The sequence below is a fragment of the Amycolatopsis sp. cg5 genome (genome assembly GCF_041346955.1).
Classification (GTDB): Bacteria; Actinomycetota; Actinomycetes; order Mycobacteriales; family Pseudonocardiaceae; genus Amycolatopsis.
Window position 1 is genome coordinate 8,161,735 of sequence record NZ_CP166849.1, and the last position, 20,926, is coordinate 8,182,660.

The following is a 20,926-nucleotide window of genomic DNA, read 5'->3' on the forward strand; positions in this document are numbered from 1 at the left end:
TGCCGATCGGCTGTCGGCAAGGTCAACACCCATGCAGCCGAAATTCGGGGTCTGGGCGCTGGTCTACGGCTCGTGGGGCCCGTTCGATCATCCCGAGGATCCCGTCGACGCGTCGTGGGAGCGCAATCGCGCGCTGATCGTCGAGGCCGACCGGCTCGGGTTCGACTCGACGCTGATCGCGCAGCACGTGGTCAATCCGTTCGGCGATGAGCTCGACCAGCTCGAAACGTGGACGGCCGCGGCGGCGCTCGCCGCGCTGACCGAGCGTATCGAGATCATCGCGGCCATCAAGCCTTATCTGGTGCATCCGGTCGTGCTCGCCAAGCAGGCGTCCCAGATCGGGCAGATCAGTGGTGGCCGGTTCGGGTTGAACCTGGTCAACGCCTGGTTCAAGCCCGAATTGGAGCGGGCGGGCATCGCGTTCGCCGAGCACGACGAGCGCTACGCGTACGGGCGCGAGTGGATCACCGTCGTGCGTGAGCTGCTCGAAGGCAAGCGGACTTCCTTTGACGGCAAGTACTTCCGGGTCGAGGACTATCAGCTGCGGCCGGTCGCCGATCCGCGCCCGACGATCTACGTCGGCGGTGAGTCCGATCCCGCGAGGGCGCTTGTCGCCGACAAAGCCGATCTCTGGTTCATAAACGGCCAGCCGCGCGAAGAGGTCGCAAGGCTTATCAAGGACGTCGCCGAGCGACCGCGTGACGGTGCTCCGGTGCGCTTCGGGCTCTCAGGGTTTGTCATAGCCCGGGAGACCGATGAGGAAGCCGAAGCCGAACTCGCTTCGCTGTGGGAACTCGCCGAGGCGGGCAAGGCGCGCTGGGAATCGTTGGTGGCCAACGCCGATCCGAAGGCCGTCATGTTCCAGACCTTCGCGAAGTATCCGCACATCGGCACCAACGGCGGCACCGCGGCAGGCCTCGTCGGCAGCTACGAGACCGTCGAGCGGCGCATCCGTGAGTGGACGGAACTGGGCATCGAGACGTTCATGCTCCAGTTCCAGCCCTTCGAACACGAGATGCGCCGCTTCGCCGAGCACATCATCCCGCGCTTCCGCTAGCAGCAGACCTGCTCGTGGGTCGTGAGTGTTTAGACCGGTTAGAACCGGCCGTACCACTCACGACCCTTCGCTAGCGGCGGCAGCCGAGCAGGGTGTAGGCCAGGCCGCCGGTCGCCGCGCACACGATGGCCGTCGCAGTGGCGGCCGGTGTGCCTTGCGGTTGCATCATCCAGGTCAGCACCTGGTCGAACGGCTCTTGCGACGGCGGCACCACCATCGTCAGCGCCACCCAGCCGACCGGCAACGCCCATGCGGCCGTCGCCCCGAACAGGGTCGCGCCGAGCGCGGCGAGCCCGGCGAGGCCGATGCCGTCCCTGAGCACGAACTCCGGGGGCGCGATCCGGGTCGCCCAGACCGCCGCGGTCACCACGGCCGCGACCACGATGAGGTGTGCCGCGCGCCGTGGCGGCCAGGCGATCGCGGCGGTCCGGTCCAGCCGGATGTCCTGACCGCCGAACCCCGCCGCCGCGCCGGCGACCCCGAGCGCGGCGGCCATGGCCGCGAGGCGCGGGCTGCCGTCCGGTTGCGCGAGCCAGCCGATGCCTGCGATCGCGACGAGTATCGCGGCGAAGGCGATCGGGATTTGGCGTGAGCGGGCGTAAAGCGTCAGCCACCTCATCGCGTCAACTCGCCCAGCGGGTCGCCTTCGCAGGCCGCCGCGACGGCGCGCATGGCCTGGATCCGGGCGAGCTGCTCGTCGGCGGGCAACGTCTGGAGCTTCGCCCACGCGGGCTCGGCGAGTTCCTTCGTCTTGCCTTCGGACCAGGACGCGCCGGGGAGCACCGGCAACTTGCCGAGCACCCAGCCCGCGGCGACGGTCTGCGCCGCGCGCTCCCTGATCGCTTCCGGGAGGCCGGACAGCGACGGGCGGAAGCACGTCCTGGTCCCGGCTCCCCCGATGAGCCGGACCCTCAGGTCGTCCGCGCTGGGCGTCGATCCGGCGCGGAAGAACCCGAGCTCGTCGAGGTCCACGCGCACGACGTCCGTCGACTCCGCGCCGCGCCCCTGATGAGCACGCGACCGGTCGTCCTCCACAATGGACTTGGGTGGATCGGGGAGTTTCGCGAGCAGCCGCAAGGCTTCCGCTCCCGGCCCGGTCAGCGCGGCGAGTTCGTGCTCGTGGATCTTCCTTACACAGACGGTGTCCGAGCAGACGAGCCCGATCGCGGAGTCGTCCGCCGTGGTCACCGAGGCCGGGAACAGCGGCAGCGCGACGGCGGCGCCGAGCAGCATCGGCAGCAGGGACAGCAGCCGGTCACGCACGGAAACCGTGGCCAGTACAAGGAAAGCCGTCGCCGCCATGCCCGCGAACCAGGCCAGCTGCGCCGCGGTCAACCGGCCGTCGATCGTGGCGAAGACGTCACGTGGCGTCGGCACTGCGGGTGAGAACACACCCAGCCAGCGTGGCACGAGTCCTGCCGTGGCCGCGGCGGAATCGCCGGTCGTGGCGATCAAGGCCAGCAGCACGAGCGCGCTCACCGCGAGCACCGGCGGGGTCAGCGCGGACGGCACCAGCCGCCCCAGCGCGGCGCCCAGCCACGCACCGGCGACCAGCGCCAGCGCGCCGACCAGCTGTACGGGCAGCCAGCCCCAGGTGAAGTAGGACGTCGCGCCGATCACCCGCACGGCGCCGACGGCGAACAGCGCCAGCCAGGCCGCGACGAGTCCGGCGGCGAGCGCCAGCAGCGGCTGCGAGACCCGCTGCCAGCGTGGGCGCGAGGCGGTCGTCATCAATTCGAGGACGCCGGATCGTTTGTCCCGCAAGCCTTGCAGCGCACCGGCGCCGATCGCGACCGGCCACAGGAACACCATCAGGTAGCGCATCCAGGACGCCAGCGAGGTCCATTGGCGGAACCAGGCGACACTCGTCTTGCCCCACGGCCCGCTGAGCCCGTACAGCACCGCGAGCGCGACGATCAGCAGGACCGCGCCGAGCGCGAGGCCCAGGGAGCGGCGCAGTTCGATCCGGAACGCGGTCACCACGCACCCGCTTTCCCGCCACCGGCGAGCAGAGCCGAGTAGCCGCGTTCGATCGGGCTGTCGCCGACGTCGTCCGGGCCGCCGGCCGCCGCGAGCTGTGCGGGCGTGCCCTGGAAGACGAGCTTCCCCGACTCGAACAGGATCACGTCCGTGCAGGCGGCGGCGACGTCTTCGACCAGATGCGTCGACACGAGCACGCAGCTGTCGACGCCGAGTTGCTGCAAGAGCTCGCGGAACTTCAGGCGCTGCGCGGGATCGAGCCCGGCGGTCGGTTCGTCGAGCAGGAGCACGCGCGGGTCGTTGACGATGGCCTGCGCGATGCCCGCGCGGCGCACCATGCCGCCGGAGAGCGTCTTGAGCTTGTCGTCGGCGCGGTCGGCGAGCCCGACCCGTTCGACCGCGCGCTGCACCGCGCCAGGCACCTCGTTCTTGGGCACCTCCTTGAGCCACGCCATGTATTCGACGAACTCGCGTACGGTGAACCGCTTGTAGTAGCCGAATTCCTGCGGCAGATAGCCGATGTTCCGGCGCAGCCCGCGCAGATCGATGCGTCCCCCGACGGACGCACCGAGCAGCGAGAGCTCACCTTCGGTCGGCCGCAGCACGGTGGCCAGCGTCCGGATCAGCGTCGTCTTGCCCGCCCCGTTGGGGCCGAGCAGCCCGTGCACGCCGGTGCCGAGCGACAGGTCGAGCCCGTCGACGGCCAGCTTGGTCCGCCCCACCTTGACGCGCAGGCCCGTGGCCTGGACCTCCCAGGCGTATTTCGACGGCGCGACCTCCGCCGCGCCAACCGACCTCACCATGTCTCCCCTTTCAGCGTCCGAGCCGGGTGAAGGCCTCGGACCTGGTCACCACGATCACCGCGCCTGCCAGCAGCGCGATGCCCCACGCGGGCACTCCGGCGGGTTCGAACACGGCCGGCACCCCCTGCGTGAGCAAGCTCGGCCCGATCACCAGGGCCGTCCACAAGAGCGCGATCACGATCGCGGCGCGCTGCACCCCGATCAGCCCGCCGAGCGCGAGCGTTCCCGCCGTCACCGCGAGGCACGGCAGCAGCCAGAGCGCGGGTGAGTCCCCCGCGAGCCAGCCGAAGAGCACCAGGGGCGGCAGCACGGCGGCGAGCACCGCGAGCGTGCGCCGCAACACCAGCTGGAGCCCGGCGCGTGGCGTCGCGACGGTCAGCTCGTACGCCGGATCCAGCCCGCGTGACCAGGCGGCCGCGACGCCGAGCACCGGCGCGACCGGCGCGACGAGCAGCACCGCGAAGGAGTCCGCGAGCGTCAGGTCGATCAGCACCGCGACCGCGGTGACGAAGGTCGTCATCGCCAGCCACGGCATCATCGACGGCGACGCCCAGGCCGCGAACCTGGGCAGCCGACGCACCTTGGCCGGCGGGGTCACCAGCTCGGGTTCGAGCGCCGACCAGACGGTGGTCAGCAACGGGTCCGGGGTGAGCTTCGCGCGGCAGTCCGCGCAGTTCTCCAGGTGCGCCTCGACGGCCCACAGCTGGTCACCCGGGATGTCCGGGTCGCCGCTCGTGTAGCGGGCGAGGAGCGTTTCGGAGGCGTGGCCGGTCATGACAGTGCCTCTCGCATCGCGATTCGTGCCCGGCGAGCCCGGGTCTTGACGGTTCCTTCCGGGATGGCGAGCAGCACGGCGGTTTCGCGGACGCTGAGCCCGTCGAGCACCATGGCCTGCAGCACCTGCCGCAACTCCGGCGCGAGCGCTCTCAACGCGTCACCGACGTCGTCACCGACGGTCGCCGCGAGGACTTCCTCCTCGGCGGCGGGCGCGGCCTTGGCCTCGACGGGCAGCGGCTGGGCGTGATGCGCCCGCCTGCGAAAAGCGTCGATCAACCTGCGCGCCGCGATCGTCCACAGCCAGCCGACGGCGTTCCCGCCCGCGGCCTCGGCGAACGCGCCCGCCGCGCGCCACACGGCGAGGTAGGTCTCCTGCATGACCTCGGCGACGATCTGGTCGTCGGCGCACCGCCGCCGCAACCGGGTCAGCATCCACGGCGAAGTCCGCCGGTAGAGCTCCTCGAAGGCACGCCGGTCGCCCTTCGCGACCGCCCGCACCAGCTGCGCTTCATCCACACCCGGCAAGACGCCCGCCCGGCCCCGATGGTTCTCACCCGACAGTGTGCTGCGTCACACCCGCCCCAGTACTTACCCACCCCCCGCCCGTCCCTGGGGGCTCCGCCCTGCATCAGTCTATCGGCCCCCACCGACGAAACCCGCCGGAAGCCGAGGTTGTCCACAGCCCGATCCAACTGTGGACAACCCGGATAAGAGCAGGTCAGACCGGTTGAGTAGGCCAGAACCGGCGCCAGCCGTCAGCCTCGAGAGCACTCGGTTCGACACCGGCCGCTCGGGCCGCGTCCTCGGCGGCGCGCAGGTCCGCGGCGAACGCCTTGGCCACGGCGCGGAGTTCGCCCTCGGGGTCGACACCGGCGCGCCGGGCCGTCGCCGCGACCCGGAAGAGCTGCTCGGCGGCCGAGGTGCCGGCGGGGAAGAGGTCGAGCGGGATGCCGGCCCGGCCGGAGCGCTGGCCGAGTTTCCCGGCCAGCGCGACCGCGGGCTGGCCGAGCGCGACGCCGTCCACAATGGACTGGCGGCGCTTCTCGGCCTGCTTGAGCTCTTCCCACTTGAGTTCCTGGTGCTCGGCCGTGTGCGCACTGGCCGCGTCGGCGAAGACGTTCGGGTGACGGCCGACCAGCTTGCCGACCAGGTCGCGGGCGACATCGTCGACGTCGAACGGGTCGGCCGGGTCTTCGGCCGCGACGCGCGCGTGGAACAGCACCTGCAGCAGCACGTCGCCGAGTTCCTCGCGCAGTGCGGCGCGATCACCGGTTTCGATCGCGTCGAGCAGTTCGTAGGTCTCCTCGACGAGGTATTGCCGCAGCGACTCGTGCGTCTGGACCGCGTCCCACGGGCAGCCGCCCGGCGAACGCAGCCGGTCCATCACCGCGACGGCCTCGGCCAGCGGCGGCAGCGGCACTTCGATGACCCGCGAACCGGCCGCGATCATCGCCGCTGCTGATGGGTCGGTGACCGAATCGGTCAGCAGCACCACCGAACCGGTCAGCAGCTTGTCGACGTTCGGCGCGGGGTCGAGCCCGTCCACCGGGACGGTCGAGTAGACCGCGTCCGCCGCGCGGACGGCGGCCAAGGCCTCAGCCGAGAGCACGCCGTCGCGCGTGAGGACAACGGTCACGGCTTCGGCGCGGTTCCGCTGATCGGCAGCAGCTCGCCCTGCTTGGTGACCTCGTTCTCGGCCAGGCCCATCGCGATCGGGTCCCACACGCCGTAGCGCGGGTTGATTTTCGCGTTCAGCTCGGCGAAGGAGGACTGCAGCACGCGCAGCCCGTACAGCGCGACCTGGTCGCGGCCGGGCGCCTGCTGCGGATCGACCGGAGCGGGCGCACCGATCGTGCGGGCCCTGACGACGACCACGACCCAGCTCAGCTGCTGCGGGCTGAGCTGGAACGTCAGCACGGAGTTCACCGGCGCACCGAAGATCGGGTACGCGCCGGGCTGCGTCTGGGACGCGATCAGCTTGAGGCCGACCTGCGGCTGCTTGTCCTGCTTGATCTCGTTCGCCGCGGCCTCCGGCGAGGACGCGAACCGCTTCGCCGTCGCGAAGGCCTTGTCGCGGGCCGTCTTCGCGTCGACGGAGCCCGCGGCGTCATCCCCGCCGATGGTCAGCGCGTCGATGGTGACGGCCTGGGTCGAGAACGTCTTCTGGCCGATCTTCTCCTGCAGCAGCAGGTCGGTCAGCACCTGCGCGCGGTCGCGGATCCGCGAGACCAGCTCGGGCGCGACGTTGCCGGTCTCGCCTGCCGCGGAGGCCATCGGCTCGGCCAGCGGGTCGTTCTGCAGGGCGGCGGCCAGCTCGGCGGCGCTCACCGAGACGTTCTCCCGCTTCGCGACCAGCGCGGTCAGGTCGTGCAGCACCTCCTGCCGGACGATCTCGCGCCCGACCAGCGAGAGCTTGTGCTGCTGCGCCAGCTGCTGAGCGGCGGGCTGCTCTTTGACCGCCTTGTCGATGAGCCGCTGCACGTCGTCGACCGAAATCGTGCGCCCGTTGATGATCGCCGCGGCGCCGACCTGACTCGGCCCGGAGCCGCATCCGGCGAGCAGCAGGCATCCGGCGAGGACGGCGACCAGCGCACGCGGGCGCCCCATGATCCGTATCACAGGCCTTACCCTCTCATATCCCGTCCCCCGGAACGCAACTCCCGCGCCGCGGCGGAGCCGTGGCCCGCCCGGCCCGAATGCGATCAATTTCGGGAAACGCTTCCCCGGACGGATCACTTCCCCATAACATTGAGTTCTGCGATGCCATTCCCACTCAGCGTGAAGACGCCCGAGAAACAGAAGGGAATCGAGAGGCGTGAGATCGATGGAAAGAAGTGATCCGCGCTACCTTACGGGTGGGAAAACGCAGATAGGGGTTGACCGGGGTGCCGAACTGGCCCAGGTCACGCACCTTTTGACCGAGAGTGTCAGGTCGGTGCCCGGAATTGGTTGCATTGAGGGAAGCATCGGGCTCGGCAAAACATCGGTGCTCCAGGAAACCATCCGGACCGCAAAAGATTTCGGATTTCGCATACTGAGTTCGCGTGCTTCGGCCACCGAGACGGGTTTCGGGCTCGGTGTCGTCACGCAGCTTTTCGAACCTTCATCGGCGAACCCGATGAGTCCGCCGCCCGACACCGTCCTCTGCTGCGGCGAGGTCGGCTCGTGCCGGCATCAGGGCGAACTCAGCGAGCAGCGGATCCTGCAGGGCCTGTACCGCGCGGTCCGCGTGCTGGCCGGGACCTCGCCGGTGCTGATCGCCGTCGACGACGTCGAGCATGCCGACCTGCCGTCGCTCAACTGGCTCGCCTACCTGCGCAGGCGCTTCGACGAACTGCCGGTCGCCGTCGTCGTCACCCGCGGCTCCGCGCACGACGACCACGATCCCGGGCCGCTGCGCGAGGTCATCAGCGGCGCCACGCGGATCGGCCTCACCGGCCTTGATCCGCAGGCGTGCGCGCGGATGCTCGTCTCGGCGTACGGCGGGCCGGTCGCGAACGAGTTCGCCGCCACCTGCCACGAGGTCACCGCAGGCAACCCGCATCTGCTCCGCGAGCTCCTGCGCGAACTGCGCGCCGCCAACCTGCCGCCGTCGGCGCGCACCGCCGCGGACCTGCTTACCCACGCGCCGTCGGAGATCTCCCGCGAGATGCTTTCGCGCCTGCGTCAAGGCGGGCCCGAGGCGCCGGAGCTGTTCCGCGCCGTCGCCGTGCTGACCACGGCGAACCTCGAACTCGCGACGGCCGCCGCCGGAATTCCGCGTGACAGCGCCGGAAAGGCCGCGCAGACCGCGGTCGGGCTCGGGCTGTGCACGCCGGGCGAGACGATCGCGCTCGTGCATCCGCTCGTCCGCGGCGCGGTCGTCAACGGGATGACCGCCGTCGAGCGCAGCCGCATCCACGCGCGCGCCGCCCAGTTCCTGCGCGAAGGGTTCGCGCCAGCCGGTCACATCGCACGCCATCTGCTCGAAGCCGAGCCGATCGGCGAGCCTTGGGCACAGTCGTCGCTGCGCGAAGCCGCCGAACACGCGATGGCCGACGGCGCGCCCGCCGAGGCGATCCGCTACCTCAACCGGCTGTTGCGCGAGCCGCTGCCCGAGGACGCGCGCGGCGAGGTGCTCGTCGAGCTCGGCGAGGCGCAATGCCACGTCGACCCGCAGGCCGCGCTCGGGTACCTGACCAAGGCAGCCGACCAGAACATGGAAGCGCCCGCCGAGGGCCGCATGGCGCTCGCGCTGGCGTACGGGCTCGGCCAGCGCGAGATGCACGGCGAGGCCGTCGCCACCCTCGAGAACGCGATCACCCGCGTCGCCGTCGTCGACCCGGATCTGGCGCAGCGCCTCGACCTCGCCGCGCTTTGCCTTGGCATGGAAGAGTCTTACGTCGCACCGGCCGTGCAGGCACGGATGCGGCGCCTGCTCACCACCCCCATGACGTCCGCGCGGAACGAGCGGCTGTTCACCGTCATCCGCGCCTTCCACACCAGCATGGTCGGCGGGCACGCGGGCACCGCGATGCGGCTGCTGCACGCCTCGGGCGCGGTGACCCCGCGCAAGGCAGGCGAGCCCGGCGGGCGGCAGATCATCGACCAGTGGAGCTTCGCCTACGCGGTCGTCACGCTGCTCTCGCTCGACGAACTCGAACTCGCGCGGCGGCTCTGCGCGGACGCGATCGCGAACACCGCCGAGCGCGACCTGCCGGTGGCCAGCTCGCTCATCCTGGGTCTGCAATGCCACGTCGCGGGACGGCTGGGGCTGCTCCGTGAGGCCGAAGCCGCCGCGGTCACCTCGCTGAAGCAGCTCGACGGCCTGGGCATCGAGCACGGCAGCGGCGTGGTCGTCGCGGTGTCCGGCCTGGTCGCGGCGCTGATCGAGCAGGGCGAGCTGCGGCGCGCCGCCGAACTGCTCGCCGAACGCGGGCTCGACGACGAGCTGCCCGAGTTCGCGCACTACGACACGGCGCTGCATCAGCGCGGCAAGCTGCGCGCGGCGCTCGGTGACCACGAAGGCGCGCTGCACGACCAGCTCGAGTGCGGGCGGCTGATGGAGAACCGCGGCGCCCGCAACGCCGCCCAGCCGTGGCTGGGCGAGGCGGCGCTCGCCTACGCACGGCTCGGTGACCGTGATTCCGCCATCGCGTTCGCTCAGGAACAATTGCAGATCGCCCGCGAATGGGGAAAACCGACGGAATTGGGAATCGCGCTCCGCGTGGCCGGTCTGGTCACCGGCGGCGAGACCGGAGCCGAATTGCTTTCGGAATCGGTGGCCGCGCTGCAGCGGTCGCAGGCGAAAACGGAACTCGCGCATTCACTGGTCGAATGGGGCGGAGTGCTGCGCGACCGGGAACGCCGCGCGGAGGCGTGCGCGTCACTGCGTCGCGCGCACGAGCTCGCGAAGGCGGCAGGCGCGATCCCGCTCATGAGCCGGGCGGCGTCGGAGCTGCGCGCGGCGGGCGGGCGGTCGTCGCGCGCGGGCCACGCGGACCCGACGACGCTCACCGAGCAGGAGCAGCACGTGGCGTCGCGCGCCGCGCAGGGACTGACCAACCGGGAGATCGCTTCGGAGCTGTTCGTCAGCTCGCGGGCGGTCGAGATGTACTTGACGCGCGCGTATCGCAAGCTCGGCATCCAGGGCAGGCGCCAGCTCACCGACGCGCTGAATGTCGGTGCGCCGTAAGTGAAAGGTGTGGCACTGGAGCCCGGCGCCCCAGTGCCACACCGTCATCGAAAGCGGAGGGATCAGGCGGCGACGACGAGGCCCGCGATCAGGACACCGTTGATCTTGGCGCAGACGGCCTTGACCTTGACGCCCACCTTGACGCCGACGGTGATCTGGGTCTGGCCGTCGACCACGATGTCGACCGTCGCGCCGCTGTCGAGCTTCAGCTTGAAGCCACCGTTCACGGTCGCGGAGACGGTGCCGGTGTAGGAGAAGATGAGCTGCTCGGCGGACGCCGGGGTGGCGGCCGGGGCCGAGGAGGCGGGGGCGGCGATGGCCTGGCCACCGGCCAGCAGCAGGCCGGCGGAGACGAGACCGAGGACGGCACCGGCGACACGACGGTTCGAGTTCATTGCATTTCCTTCCACGAAACTACGGGTATCGGAGAATGAATGGGTACTGCGGGTTTTGTGAACCGCCGGCCTGCTTTGTTCCGCTGACTCGAAGTGTTAGTTGCTGTCAGGGACTTTCTGCTTGCCTCGGTGCACTGAAACCAATTTCGCGCATTTCCGTGCCCATGTAAAGACGTACGTCTTAAACGTTCGTAGTACCGAACCTGCGTCCGATTTGTACTAGTTCACTTCGGGCCCGCTGACCGATACCGTGCGTCATTTCCCGCAGCCGGCCTTCGCTTTGGCGAACGACTTCGGTGCCGGTGAGCCTGAAAGCACCACCCGTTGCGGCCGAATGGCCCACCAAACCCGACAACTTCATACTCCTTGACAAACGAACTTGTCGGTGCGACGGTGGTCCCATGTTCGAAGTCGCGGTGATCGACGATCCGGCCGCTGCCGAGGTCTCCCTTGATCCGATCCGGGCCCGGCTGCTGGCCGAGCTGGCCGAGCCCGGTTCGGCCACCATGCTGGCCGCGAAGGTCGGCCTGCCCCGGCAGAAGGTGAACTACCACCTCAAAACGCTGGAAAAGCACGGCCTGGTGGAGCTCGTCGAAGAGCGCCGCAAGGGCAACATGAACGAGCGCCTGCTCCAGGCCACCGCCGGCGCGTACGTGATCTCGCCGACCGCGCTCGCCGCGGTCCAGCCCGATCCCGAGCGCTCGCCGGACCGGTTGTCCGCGAGCTGGCTGCTGGCGCTGGCGGCCCGCCTGGTCCGCGACGTCGGCGACCTCATCACCGGCGCGTCCAAAGCGGGAAAGCGGGTCGCCACCTTCGCGCTGGACGGCGACGTCCGGTTCGCCTCCGCCGCCGACCGCGCGGCGTTCACCGAAGAACTGACCACCGCGGTCACCGCGCTGGTCGGCAAGTACCACGACGAGAGCGCCACGGGCGGGCGCGACCACCACCTCGTCATCGCCATCCACCCGAGTGTCAAGGAGTGACCGCATGGGCCGCGAATTCGAGCTGAGCAAGGAAGTCGAACTCGAAGCCAGCCCCGAAACCGTCTGGGACGCCATCGCCACCGGCCCCGGCATCGACTCGTGGTTCATGGGACCGCACCAGGTCGAGCCCCGCCTCGGCGGCAAGATGTCGATCGACCTCGGCGACTTCCACGAAGAGTCCACGATCACCGCGTGGGACCCGCCCCAGCGGTTCGCCTACCAGACCGAGCCTGGCCCGGACGGCACGTTCCACGCGATGGAGTACCTGGTCGAGGGCCGCGAGGGCGGCAGCACCGTGCTTCGCTTCGTGCACAACGGTTTCCTGAGCGACGAGTGGGGCTCCGAGTACGAGTCGCAGACCAGCCACGGCTGGGACATGTACCTGCACACGCTGGGCCAGTACGTGAAGTACTTCCCCGGCAGGCCTGGCACGTACGTGTTCCTCCAGACGCCGGAAACCACCGACGCCTGGGACAAGCTGCTCGCGGGACTCGGCCTCGAAGAGCCTTACGCCCCAGGCGATTCGGTCCACCTGACGCTCGACGGGCTGCCACCCATCGACGGCGTGGTCGACTTCGCGGTCCCTGGTTTTCGCGAGCTGCTGGGCATTCGCGGCACCGAGGGCCTCTACCGTTTCCACGGCGGCGGCGCGTCGATCGGGCTCGGCCACCACGCCTTCGGCGAACCCCACGCCGAAGCCTGGCAGGACTGGGCCAAGCGCACCTTCTAGCTCGTGAGTGGTACGGCCGGTTAGAACCGGCCGTACCACTCACGACGTCTGGTTTCAGGCAGGGCTGAAAACCCTGGACGGGTGGGCTGGACCCGGCTGACGATCAAGCCCATGAAGAAACTTTTCGCCTTGGCCGCCGGTGCGGCCGCGCTGGTGACCTTGGCCGCCCAGCCCGCCTCCGCGAATGCACAGGCCGAGTGCGACATGCAGGACGGCCTGGTCTGCCTGTGGAACATCAAGGGTGAGCTGTCCACGGTGCCGTCCGTTCCGTCGGGCCAGTGCCGGAACACCGTGCTGTACTACGAGATCCGGAACTGGTCGGGACGGTACGCGCGGGCCTGGGAGGGCAAGGACTGCACCGGCCGCAACCAGCTCGTCAGTGCCAACGACGGACAGGTCTTCCTCAACTGGGGCGGCGGGGCTTGGAGCCTCGGCGGTCTCTGACGCTCACGAGACGGGTGCCGGTGACTTGGTGAGCTGGGTCAGCAGCTTGGCGCACCAGGACAACAGCTCTTCGTCGCGCAGGGCGGGCGCGCCCATGCGGCCGCCCGCCGGGCCCTCCGTGGGCTTGGGCACCGAAACCGTCTTCGTGATCGCCTTGTAGAGCGCCTTCGGGTAAAGGCGCTTGAGGCGGACCAGCTGCGAGTCCATCAGCGGCAACGGTGCGAAGCGGATCGTGTTGCCCTGGACCGCGACCTCGGTGACGCCCGCCGCGCGGCAGGTGTGGCGGAAGGCCGCGACCGCGAGGAGGCGGTTGACCGGGGCGGGCGGCTGGCCATAGCGGTCGACCAGTTCTTCGCGGACCGCGTCGAGGCCGGCGGCGTCGGGCGCGGCCGCGATCTTGCGGTACGCCTCGAGGCGCAGGCGCTCGCCGGGCACGTAGTCGTGCGGGATGTGCGCGTCGATCGGCAGGTCGACGCGGACTTCGGCGAGTTCCTCGTCCTCGGCGGGCTCGGCGCCCGCGTGGCGGCGGAAGACGTCGACGGCCTCGCCGACCAGGCGGATGTAGAGGTCGAAGCCGACGCCCGCGATGTGGCCGGACTGCTCGGCGCCCAGAATGTTGCCCGCGCCGCGGATCTCGAGGTCCTTCATCGCGACGGCCATGCCGGCGCCCAGCTCGGTGTTCTGGGCGATCGTGGCGAGCCGGTCGTGCGCGGTCTCGGTCAGCGGGGCCTCCGGCGGGTACAGGAAGTACGCGTACCCGCGCTCGCGGCCACGGCCGACGCGGCCGCGGAGCTGGTGCAGCTGCGCGAGACCGAGCATGTCGCCCCGCTCGACCAGCAGCGTGTTGGCGTTCGAGATGTCCAGGCCGGTCTCGATGATCGTCGTGCAGACGAGGACGTCGTACTCGCTCTCCCAGAAGCCCTGGATGATCTTTTCGAGCTTCTCCTCGTTCATCTGGCCGTGCGCGGTGACGACGCGGGCCTCCGGCACAAGCTCGCGGATGCGCTTCGCGGCCTTCTCGATCGACGAAACCCGGTTGTGCACGTAGAAGACCTGGCCGTCGCGCAGCAGCTCGCGGCGGATGGCCGCGCCGACCTGCTTGTCGTCGTAGGCGCCGACGTAGGTGAGGATCGGGTGCCTGTCCTCTGGCGGGGTGAGGATGGTCGACATCTCACGGATGCCGGCCAGCGACATCTCCAGTGTGCGCGGGATCGGGGTGGCCGACATGGTCAGCACGTCGACGTGCGTGCGCAGCGCCTTGATGTGCTCCTTGTGCTCGACGCCGAACCGCTGCTCCTCGTCGACGATCACCAGCCCGAGGTCCTTGTACCGGATTCCGGTCTGCAGCAGGCGATGCGTGCCGATGACGATGTCCACGTCACCGTCGGCCAGCCCCTGCAGCGTGGTGTCCACTTCGGACTTGTCGGTGAACCGGGACAGGCCCTTGATGGTCACCGGGAACGACCGCATGCGCTCGGCGAAGGTGCTCAGGTGCTGCTGCGCGAGCAGCGTGGTCGGCACCAGCACGACCACCTGCTTGCCGTCCTGCACCGCCTTGAACGCCGCGCGCACCGCGATCTCGGTCTTGCCGTAGCCGACGTCGCCGCAGATGACGCGGTCCATCGGGACACCGCGCTCCATGTCGGCCTTGACCTCGTCGATCGCGGCCAGCTGGTCGTTCGTCTCCTGGAACGGGAACGCGTCTTCCAGCTCGTTCTGCCACGGCGTGTCCGCGGCGAACGGGTGCCCGGGAGCGGCCTGGCGCGCCGCGTAGAGCTGCACCAGCTCCGCGGCGATCTCCTTGACCGCCTTCTTGGCCTTGGCCTTGGTGTTCTTCCAGTCCGAGCCGCCGAGCTTGTTCAGCGTGGGCAGCTCGCCGCCGACGTAGCGCGAGACCTCGTCGAGCTGGTCGGTCGGGACGAAGAGCCGGTCACCGGGGTGCCCGCGCTTCGACGACGCGTACTCCAGCAGCAGATACTCCCTGGTCGCGCCCGCGACCGTGCGCTGCACCATCTCCACGAACCGGCCGATGCCGTGCTGGTCGTGCACGACGTAGTCGCCCGCCTTCAGCGCCAGCGGGTCGACCGCGTTGCGGCGCCGCGACGGCATCTTGGCGTTCAGGTCCCTTGTGGACGATCCGGCCGACGCGCCGCGCCCGGTCAGGTCCGACTCGCTGAGCACGACCAGCGCCCGCTCCGGCGAGACGAAACCGTCCGACAGCGCGCCGCAGGTCACCGTCACCACGCCGGGCGACGGCGCGGACGTGAGCCCGTCGGCCAGCGTGGCGGGCACCTCGGCGGCGGCGAACTGCTCGACCGCGCGGGTCGCCGTGCCGTGCCCGGCGACCACGACCACGCAGGTGCCGCCGGACGCGACGTGCGCGCGGATGTCGGTCATCGCGCGCTCCAGCTCGCCCCGGTAGCCCGGCGCTGCCTCGATGGCGACCTGGTAGACGTCCTCGTGGGTCAGCTGCGACAGCGACCACCACGGCCGCTTGGTCTCCTGCGCGTGCGCGGCGACCTCGGCGAGGTCCCGGTACGCCGACGCGCCGAGGTCGATCGGCGCCTGGCCGCCGCCGGCGGCCGTGGTCCACGACGCCTCCAGGAACTCCTGGCCGGTGCGCACCAGATCGTGCGCACGCGCGCGGATCTTCTCCGGATCGGCGAGCAGCACGTGCGTTCCGGCGGGCATCGCGTCGGTGAGCAGCTCCAGCTCACCTTCGCAGAGCACCGGAATGAGCGCTTCCATGCCCTCGCAAGGGATTCCCTCGGCGAGCTTGTTCAGCATCTCGGCGAGCTGCGCGTCCGCCGCGTACGTCTCGGCGAGCACCGCGGCGGTCTTCTTCACCGACGGGGTGAGCAGCAGCTCGCGGCACGGCGGCGCGGTGACCCGCGCGATCTCGCCGGGCAGCGACCGCTGGTCGGACACCGCGAACGCGCGGATCTCGCTGACCTCGTCGCCCCAGAACTCGACGCGGACCGGGTGCTGCGCGGTCGGCCCGAACAGGTCGAGAATGCCGCCGCGCACCGCGAACTCGCCGCGCTTCTCGACCATGTCGACCCGGGTGTAGGCCAGCTCGACCAGCCGCTCCAGCAGCCCTTCGAAGCTCTGCTCCTCGCCGACGACCAGGTCGATCGGCGCGAGCGAGCCGAGCCCCGGCGCCATCGGCTGGATCAGGCTGCGGACGGTCGAGACGACCACCTTGAGGTCGTCGGCTCCCCGGTGCAGCCGGTGCAGCACCTCGAGCCTGCGGCCGACCGTGTCCGCGCGCGGGGACAACCGCTCGTGCGGCAGCGTCTCCCACGACGGGAAGTCGGCGACCGCGCCCGCGCCGAGGAACGCCGAGAGCGCGGCGGTCAGCTCGTCGGCCTCGCGGCCGGTCGCGGTGACCACCAGCACCGGCTTGCCGTCGGCGGCGAGCGCGGCGGCGACGAGCTGGCGAGTGGCGACCGAGCCCTGCAGTTCGAGCAGCGGCGCGCCCGCCCGCTCGAGCACTCCGCGCAGCGCGGGATCGGGAAGGATGGCGGAAAGAAGTCCGGACAATGGAGCGTTTGTCACCGGACCAGACTACGACGCAGGTACGACACTTCGCGGAACAGCCTCGATGACCAGCGGAAGCTGCGCCGCCTGGACGTCCGGATCGACACTCGCGATCCGGATCGGGACGTGCGTCGCGCCCGCGGCCACGAACTCCCGCAACCGGGCGGCCACCTGCTCCCGGCTGCCCGTGATCAGCACCTGCAGGCCGCGGACGAAGTCCAGCGGCACACCGTAGTTGCGCGCGGCGAAGTCCTCCAGCGCGCGCCGCGCGAGCTCCGGGTCGTCCTCGACGTAGACCGTCGCGAACAGCGCGCCGGTCACCGGCCGGTCCTGGCGCACGGTGGCCAGCCCGCGCGCGTAGTCGGCCACGTCCGGCGGATACGGCAGCCAGCCGTCGTAGAGCCGCCCGACCCGCCGCAGCACGGGCGGGGTGAACCCGGCCGCCAGCCAGATCGGCGGGCCGCCGTCCTGATGTGGCGCCAGGAATTCGGGCAGCGTGTCGTAGTGCAGGACCTCGCCGTGGAACGAGCGCGCGCCACGCCAGATCGCCTTCCACAGCGCGACGATGTCGTCGAGCCTGGCATTGCGTGCCTGCCAGGGAACACCTACGAACTCAAACTCCGGCTCGCTGCGTCCAGGGAATCCGCCTCCGACGGCGAGCGTCACCCGGCCACCCGAAAGCAGGTCGAGCGAGGTGATCGCGTTCGCGGTGAGCACCGGGTCACGCAGCGCGGCGAGCATGGCCGCGGTGCCGAGGGTGACCCGCTCGGTGACGCCCGCGAGCGTGGCGAGCAGGGTGAGCGCGTCGATCGGCGCCTTCGCGAGCGTGTCGCCGACCCAGAGCGAGTCGACGCCGAGACGTTCGGCTTCGACGCCGAGTTCGACGATCTGGCGCGTGCTGCCCGTGAACGACTGGTAAGTGGGGAGAACCAGGCCGAATTTCGTGTCCATGGCCGGGAATCGTGCTTGGCTGCACCGGCACGCTCAATTCCCTGGAAGGTATGAAGCGGTGGAGACTTTCGCGGTCGCGTTGCGCGATTGGCGCACGCGCAGACGGCTCAGCCAGCTGGAACTGGCGCTGCGCGCGGGCACCACCCAGCGGCACGTGAGTTTCATGGAACGCGGCCGCTCGGTGCCGGGGCGCGGCATGGTCGTGCGCGTCGCCGAGTCGCTCGAGCTGCCGCTGCGCGAGCGCAACGGACTGCTGCTGGCGGCCGGCTACGCGCCGACGTACCCCGAGACCACGCTCGACGATCCGCGCCTGCGCCCGATACTCGACGGCATGCAGCGCCTGCTCGACGGGCACCGGCCGTATCCGGCGATCGTGGTCGACAGGTACGGCACGCTCGTCGCGCACAACGACCGGTTCACGCTGCTCACCGAGGGCGTGGACGCGGAGTTGCTGCGCGCGCCGTGCAATGTGCTGCGGCTGGCGTTGCATCCGCGTGGGATGGCGCCGCGGATCCACAATCTCGGCGACTGGGCCAGGCACATCCTCGAACGGCTCACCCAGGAGATCGCGCGCACGCCGGACGACCGGCTGTCCGCGCTGCGCACCGAGCTCGAAGGCTATGTGCCGGCGCCGGGTGTGCCGGAGGACGGGCATCTCGGCTTCGCGGTGCCGGTGCGGCTGTCCTCCAGTCTCGGCGAGCTGCGGCTGCTGACGGCCATCACGACGTTCGCGACGGCCGTCGACGTGACCGTCTCGGAGCTGAAACTGGAGACCTTCCTGCCCGCCGACGACGCCACGGCGGCCGCGCTCGGCGGCCCGTGACAGATGTAACCCCCAAGCGGTGACATCCGGTCCACGAGCATGGCGGGTTTACTCCGTAGCGTTCTCGGTATCGGAGAAACCCAAGGGGGAAAAGGGATGCGGAACAAGTTCGTGGCGATGCTGCCGTCCATACTTCGCGACATCGTGCCGCCGACAGCGGCCTACTACGTGCTGCACGCCGTCGGCGCGGACGACCGGCTGGCGCTGCTGACGGCCTCGCTGGTGGCGGGCGGGCTGATGGTCTTCGAAGCGGTCAAACGCAAACGTCTGGAGATCTTCTCCGCCGTGATGCTGGGTGTGTTCGGCATCGGCCTGGTGCTGTCGCTGATCAGTGGCGATCCCCGGTTCATGCTGGTCAAGGAATCGTTCGGCACCGCGACACTGGGTGGCGCGTTCTTGATCAGCTGTGTGGTCGGCAAACCGCTGCTGTACCTGGCGGCCCGCCGGTTCCAAGCTGACGAAACGGACAAGTTCGAGCGGCTCTACGAGAACCCGGCCGCCCGGCGCCGGTTCAAGGTGCTCAGCTCGGTCTGGGGCGTCGGCCTGATCGCCGAGGCGCTGATCAGGGTGGTGCTGTGCTTCCGGCTGCCGATCGACACCATGGTCGCGCTGTCCCCGGTGCTGATGATCGGCACGATCGCGCTGCTGCTCGGCTTCACCGCCAGGCAAGTGCGGCGGTTCAAAGCCGCCGAGCGTGTCAGCGAAGTCCCGGCGTAGCACACTGGACGGCATGCGAGTTCTGGCGGCGGTGCTGCTGTTACTGGTGACGGCTTGTTCGAGCGCGGAGACCAGCGCGCCACCACCGGCGGGCAAGTTCAAGGTCGAGCAGCTCGCGGCCGGGCTCGAACACGGCTGGGACGTCGGGTTCCTCCCCGGCGGCAGGCTGCTCGTGCCGCAGCGGCCGGGAAGACTCGCGCTGGTCTCCGGCGGCTCGGTGTCCACAGTGGACGCCGATTTCGGCGATGTGCTCGTCGCGGGCGAGGGCGGGCTGATGGGCCTGGTCGTGCACCCGGACTTCGCGTCGACCGGCGAGTTCACCACCTGCCAGACCCATCGCGACCCCGACGACGTGCGCCTGGTGACCTGGAAACTCGACGGCACCCGCGCGACCCGCGTGCGTGACCTGCTCACCGGGCTGCCGGTCAACCCGAGCGGGCGCCACTCCGGCTGCCGCCCGGCGCTCGCGGCCGACGGCGCGCTGCTCGTCGGCACCGGCGACACCGCGCGGCCGTCGATCTCCCAGGACCGCCGCAGTCTCGGCGGCAAGGTGCTGCGCATCGACCTGCGCACCGGGAAACCGTTGCCGGGTAACCCTTTCCTCGGCTCCCCCAACACCGACCCGCGCATTCTGTCCTACGGCCACCGCAACGTGCAGGGCGTCGCCGTGCGGGCCGACGGGCAGGTGTTCACCGCCGAGCACGGCCCGTCCTTCGACGACGAGGTCAACCTCATCAAACCGGGCGCGAACTACGGCTGGGACCCGTCGAAGGGCGGCACGTCGCCGGACTACGACGAGAGCGTGCCGATGACCGACACCACCCGCTTCCCCGACGCGGTCCCCGCGGTCTGGTCGACCGGCAAGATCACCGAGGCCATCTGCGCCGCCGACTTCCTCCGCGGTAAGCAGTGGGGCGCCATGGAAGGCAAGCTGGCCGTGGTGGCGCTGAAAGGCCAGAAGATGCTTCTGCTCGGCCTGGATCCGGCGGGCGTGCTGGTCGACGTCACCCTGCCCCCGGAGTTCGACGACAAGTTCGGCCGTCTGCGCGCGGTCCGCACCGGCCCCGACGGCGCCCTCTACGTCACGACCTCGGACGGCACCGACGACAAGCTCCTGAAGGTCACCCCGGCCTAGCCCGAAAAAAATCCCAATGCGTCATTCGGTCCCCGCGAGCGTCCCAATGCGTCTTTCGGTCCCTGGCAGGTGCCGAAAGACGCATTCGGGAGCTGACAGGTACCCAACGACGCATTGGGACGGCTCCGGGTCAGCGGCCCGAGTAGGCCCCGCCGTTGATGTGGATCACCTGGCCCGTGATGTGCGCGACCCCGGGCGAGGCCAGGTAGAAGATCGCGTCCGCGACCTCCTCCGGGCGGCCGGCGCGCTTGTTCAGCGCGAGCGCGACGCGCGGCTTGAGCCATTCGTCGGTCAGTGTGCCGTGGAAGAACTCGGTGTCCGTGGTGACACCGGGCGCGATCACGTTCGCCGCGATACCCCGCCCGGCCAGCTGGCGCGCGAGGTCGATGTTCCACGCCTCGACGGCCGACTTCGACGCCCCGTACGAGCCCGAGCCCTGCTTCGCGGCGATCGAGCCGACCGTGACGATCCTCGCGTTGTCCGCGAACCGCGGCTTCAGGCCCGCGGTCACCAGCACCGCGGTCAGCACGTTCGCGTCCAGGTTCGCGTGCCAGGCGTCGGCGAGCCCGGCGAGGTCGCCCTCGGCGGGCGCCTCGCGCTGGCGATCGGTGTTCCCGCCCGCGTTGTTCACCAGCACGTCCACCCGCTGCGGCAGGTCAGCAAGCGCTTTCTGCACCGCCGCGGGGTCGGCCGCGTCGAACGCGACATAACGGGCACCCAGCAACGTCGCCGCTTCCGACAGCACCGTTTCCCGGCGTCCGGTGATGGTTACGTTGTCGCCGGCCTTGGCGAACAACGCGGCGGCGGCGTACCCGATCCCGGTGCCCCCGCCTGTGATTACAACTTCCCTCGGCTCCGTCATGCCTAGATCATGAGTGAACGCACACCCCTACGGCAAGAATTCCCGAAACCCGGTT

19 protein-coding genes are annotated in these 20,926 nt (G+C 70.2%); 8 read left to right on the forward strand and 11 right to left on the reverse strand.

Annotated elements, in window-relative coordinates; genetic code table 11:
* Nucleotides 1-31 precede the first annotated feature (31 nt).
* A complete protein-coding gene (locus tag AB5J62_RS36855; RefSeq protein ID WP_370944663.1) occupies nt 32-1,057 on the forward strand; it encodes an LLM class flavin-dependent oxidoreductase in 1,026 nt (341 codons plus the stop codon).
* 70 nt (nt 1,058-1,127) lie between these two features.
* Here AB5J62_RS36855 and AB5J62_RS36860 read toward each other — a convergent pair whose 3' ends face one another.
* From AB5J62_RS36860 to AB5J62_RS36890, 7 genes are all read right to left on the reverse strand, one after another.
* Nucleotides 1,128-1,676 (reverse strand): hypothetical protein, encoded by a 549-nt coding sequence (locus AB5J62_RS36860; protein WP_370944664.1) that lies wholly within the window; start codon nt 1,674-1,676, stop codon nt 1,128-1,130.
* Nucleotides 1,673-3,037 carry a hypothetical protein gene (locus AB5J62_RS36865; protein ID WP_370944665.1) on the reverse strand — a complete coding sequence of 455 codons (1,365 nt, stop codon included), beginning with the start codon at nt 3,035-3,037 and terminating at the stop codon, nt 1,673-1,675. The genes AB5J62_RS36860 and AB5J62_RS36865 overlap by 4 nt, the downstream gene beginning before the upstream one ends.
* On the reverse strand, nt 3,034-3,837 hold the full coding sequence (locus AB5J62_RS36870; protein ID WP_370950436.1) for an ABC transporter ATP-binding protein: 804 nt from the start codon (nt 3,835-3,837) through the stop codon (nt 3,034-3,036). Before AB5J62_RS36870 ends, AB5J62_RS36865 begins: the two co-directional genes overlap by 4 nt.
* A gap of 13 nt (nt 3,838-3,850) precedes the next feature.
* Entirely contained in the window at nt 3,851-4,615 is a 765-nt protein-coding gene (locus AB5J62_RS36875) for a zf-HC2 domain-containing protein (RefSeq protein ID WP_370944666.1), read from the reverse strand.
* Nucleotides 4,612-5,133: an RNA polymerase sigma factor gene (locus AB5J62_RS36880; RefSeq protein WP_370944667.1), complete on the reverse strand. Its 522-nt coding sequence runs from the start codon at nt 5,131-5,133 to the stop codon at nt 4,612-4,614. Before AB5J62_RS36880 ends, AB5J62_RS36875 begins: the two co-directional genes overlap by 4 nt.
* A 202-nt stretch (nt 5,134-5,335) precedes the next feature.
* A complete protein-coding gene (locus AB5J62_RS36885; protein WP_370944668.1) occupies nt 5,336-6,253 on the reverse strand; it encodes a MazG family protein in 918 nt (305 codons plus the stop codon).
* Nucleotides 6,250-7,224, reverse strand: a complete 975-nt coding sequence (locus AB5J62_RS36890; protein ID WP_370944669.1) for a hypothetical protein — start codon at nt 7,222-7,224, stop codon at nt 6,250-6,252. Before AB5J62_RS36890 ends, AB5J62_RS36885 begins: the two co-directional genes overlap by 4 nt.
* Before the next feature lie 217 nt (nt 7,225-7,441).
* Between AB5J62_RS36890 and AB5J62_RS36895 the strand changes: the two genes are divergently transcribed.
* A complete protein-coding gene (locus tag AB5J62_RS36895; protein WP_370944670.1) occupies nt 7,442-10,291 on the forward strand; it encodes a LuxR C-terminal-related transcriptional regulator in 2,850 nt (949 codons plus the stop codon).
* A 62-nt stretch (nt 10,292-10,353) separates the two neighbouring features.
* On the opposite strand, the gene AB5J62_RS36900 is transcribed toward AB5J62_RS36895, so the two are convergent.
* Complete coding sequence (locus AB5J62_RS36900) at nt 10,354-10,686, reverse strand: hypothetical protein (protein ID WP_370944671.1); 333 nt, start codon at nt 10,684-10,686, stop codon at nt 10,354-10,356.
* Nucleotides 10,687-11,087: 401 nt separating this feature from the next.
* On the opposite strand from AB5J62_RS36900, the gene AB5J62_RS36905 reads away from it, so the two are divergent.
* From AB5J62_RS36905 to AB5J62_RS36915, 3 genes are all read left to right on the forward strand, one after another.
* Nucleotides 11,088-11,669: an ArsR/SmtB family transcription factor gene (locus tag AB5J62_RS36905; protein WP_370944672.1), complete on the forward strand. Its 582-nt coding sequence runs from the start codon at nt 11,088-11,090 to the stop codon at nt 11,667-11,669.
* 4 nt (nt 11,670-11,673) lie between these two features.
* Complete coding sequence (locus AB5J62_RS36910; protein ID WP_370944673.1) at nt 11,674-12,399, forward strand: SRPBCC domain-containing protein; 726 nt, start codon at nt 11,674-11,676, stop codon at nt 12,397-12,399.
* A gap of 111 nt (nt 12,400-12,510) precedes the next feature.
* Entirely contained in the window at nt 12,511-12,843 is a 333-nt protein-coding gene (locus AB5J62_RS36915; RefSeq protein ID WP_370944674.1) for a hypothetical protein, read from the forward strand.
* A gap of 3 nt (nt 12,844-12,846) precedes the next feature.
* Here AB5J62_RS36915 and mfd read toward each other — a convergent pair whose 3' ends face one another.
* Together mfd and AB5J62_RS36925 are read right to left on the reverse strand one after the other, a co-directional pair.
* Nucleotides 12,847-16,386 (reverse strand): transcription-repair coupling factor, encoded by a 3,540-nt coding sequence (mfd, locus tag AB5J62_RS36920; RefSeq protein WP_370950437.1) that lies wholly within the window; start codon nt 16,384-16,386, stop codon nt 12,847-12,849.
* 24 nt (nt 16,387-16,410) lie between these two features.
* Entirely contained in the window at nt 16,411-17,334 is a 924-nt protein-coding gene (locus AB5J62_RS36925) for an LLM class flavin-dependent oxidoreductase (protein ID WP_370944675.1), read from the reverse strand.
* A 58-nt stretch (nt 17,335-17,392) separates the two neighbouring features.
* Here AB5J62_RS36925 and AB5J62_RS36930 point away from each other — a divergent pair, with 58 nt between their 5' ends.
* From AB5J62_RS36930 to AB5J62_RS36940, 3 genes are all read left to right on the forward strand, one after another.
* Nucleotides 17,393-18,157: a helix-turn-helix domain-containing protein gene (locus AB5J62_RS36930; protein WP_370944676.1), complete on the forward strand. Its 765-nt coding sequence runs from the start codon at nt 17,393-17,395 to the stop codon at nt 18,155-18,157.
* Nucleotides 18,158-18,253: 96 nt separating this feature from the next.
* Nucleotides 18,254-18,874 (forward strand): VC0807 family protein, encoded by a 621-nt coding sequence (locus AB5J62_RS36935; RefSeq protein WP_370944677.1) that lies wholly within the window; start codon nt 18,254-18,256, stop codon nt 18,872-18,874.
* Nucleotides 18,875-18,887: 13 nt separating this feature from the next.
* Entirely contained in the window at nt 18,888-20,009 is a 1,122-nt protein-coding gene (locus tag AB5J62_RS36940) for a sorbosone dehydrogenase family protein (protein ID WP_370944678.1), read from the forward strand.
* Nucleotides 20,010-20,139: 130 nt separating this feature from the next.
* On the opposite strand, the gene AB5J62_RS36945 is transcribed toward AB5J62_RS36940, so the two are convergent.
* Nucleotides 20,140-20,871, reverse strand: coding sequence for an SDR family NAD(P)-dependent oxidoreductase (locus AB5J62_RS36945; RefSeq protein WP_370944679.1), 732 nt, complete (start codon nt 20,869-20,871; stop codon nt 20,140-20,142).
* Between the last annotated feature and the right edge of the window lie 55 nt (nt 20,872-20,926).

What these genes read in the sequence shown, in the direction of transcription:
- AB5J62_RS36855 (WP_370944663.1), top strand. Translation starts at nt 32, where the DNA reads ATGCAGCCGAAATTCGGGGTCTGGGCGCTGGTCTACGGCTCGTGGGGC.
- AB5J62_RS36860 (WP_370944664.1), bottom strand. Translation starts at nt 1,676, where the DNA reads ATGAGGTGGCTGACGCTTTACGCCCGCTCACGCCAAATCCCGATCGCC.
- AB5J62_RS36875 (WP_370944666.1), bottom strand. Translation starts at nt 4,615, where the DNA reads ATGACCGGCCACGCCTCCGAAACGCTCCTCGCCCGCTACACGAGCGGC.
- AB5J62_RS36890 (WP_370944669.1), bottom strand. Translation starts at nt 7,224, where the DNA reads ATGGGGCGCCCGCGTGCGCTGGTCGCCGTCCTCGCCGGATGCCTGCTG.
- AB5J62_RS36895 (WP_370944670.1), top strand. Translation starts at nt 7,442, where the DNA reads ATGGAAAGAAGTGATCCGCGCTACCTTACGGGTGGGAAAACGCAGATA.
- AB5J62_RS36900 (WP_370944671.1), bottom strand. Translation starts at nt 10,686, where the DNA reads ATGAACTCGAACCGTCGTGTCGCCGGTGCCGTCCTCGGTCTCGTCTCC.
- AB5J62_RS36905 (WP_370944672.1), top strand. Translation starts at nt 11,088, where the DNA reads ATGTTCGAAGTCGCGGTGATCGACGATCCGGCCGCTGCCGAGGTCTCC.
- AB5J62_RS36910 (WP_370944673.1), top strand. Translation starts at nt 11,674, where the DNA reads ATGGGCCGCGAATTCGAGCTGAGCAAGGAAGTCGAACTCGAAGCCAGC.
- AB5J62_RS36915 (WP_370944674.1), top strand. Translation starts at nt 12,511, where the DNA reads ATGAAGAAACTTTTCGCCTTGGCCGCCGGTGCGGCCGCGCTGGTGACC.
- AB5J62_RS36925 (WP_370944675.1), bottom strand. Translation starts at nt 17,334, where the DNA reads ATGGACACGAAATTCGGCCTGGTTCTCCCCACTTACCAGTCGTTCACG.
- AB5J62_RS36935 (WP_370944677.1), top strand. Translation starts at nt 18,254, where the DNA reads ATGCGGAACAAGTTCGTGGCGATGCTGCCGTCCATACTTCGCGACATC.
- AB5J62_RS36940 (WP_370944678.1), top strand. Translation starts at nt 18,888, where the DNA reads ATGCGAGTTCTGGCGGCGGTGCTGCTGTTACTGGTGACGGCTTGTTCG.
- AB5J62_RS36945 (WP_370944679.1), bottom strand. Translation starts at nt 20,871, where the DNA reads ATGACGGAGCCGAGGGAAGTTGTAATCACAGGCGGGGGCACCGGGATC.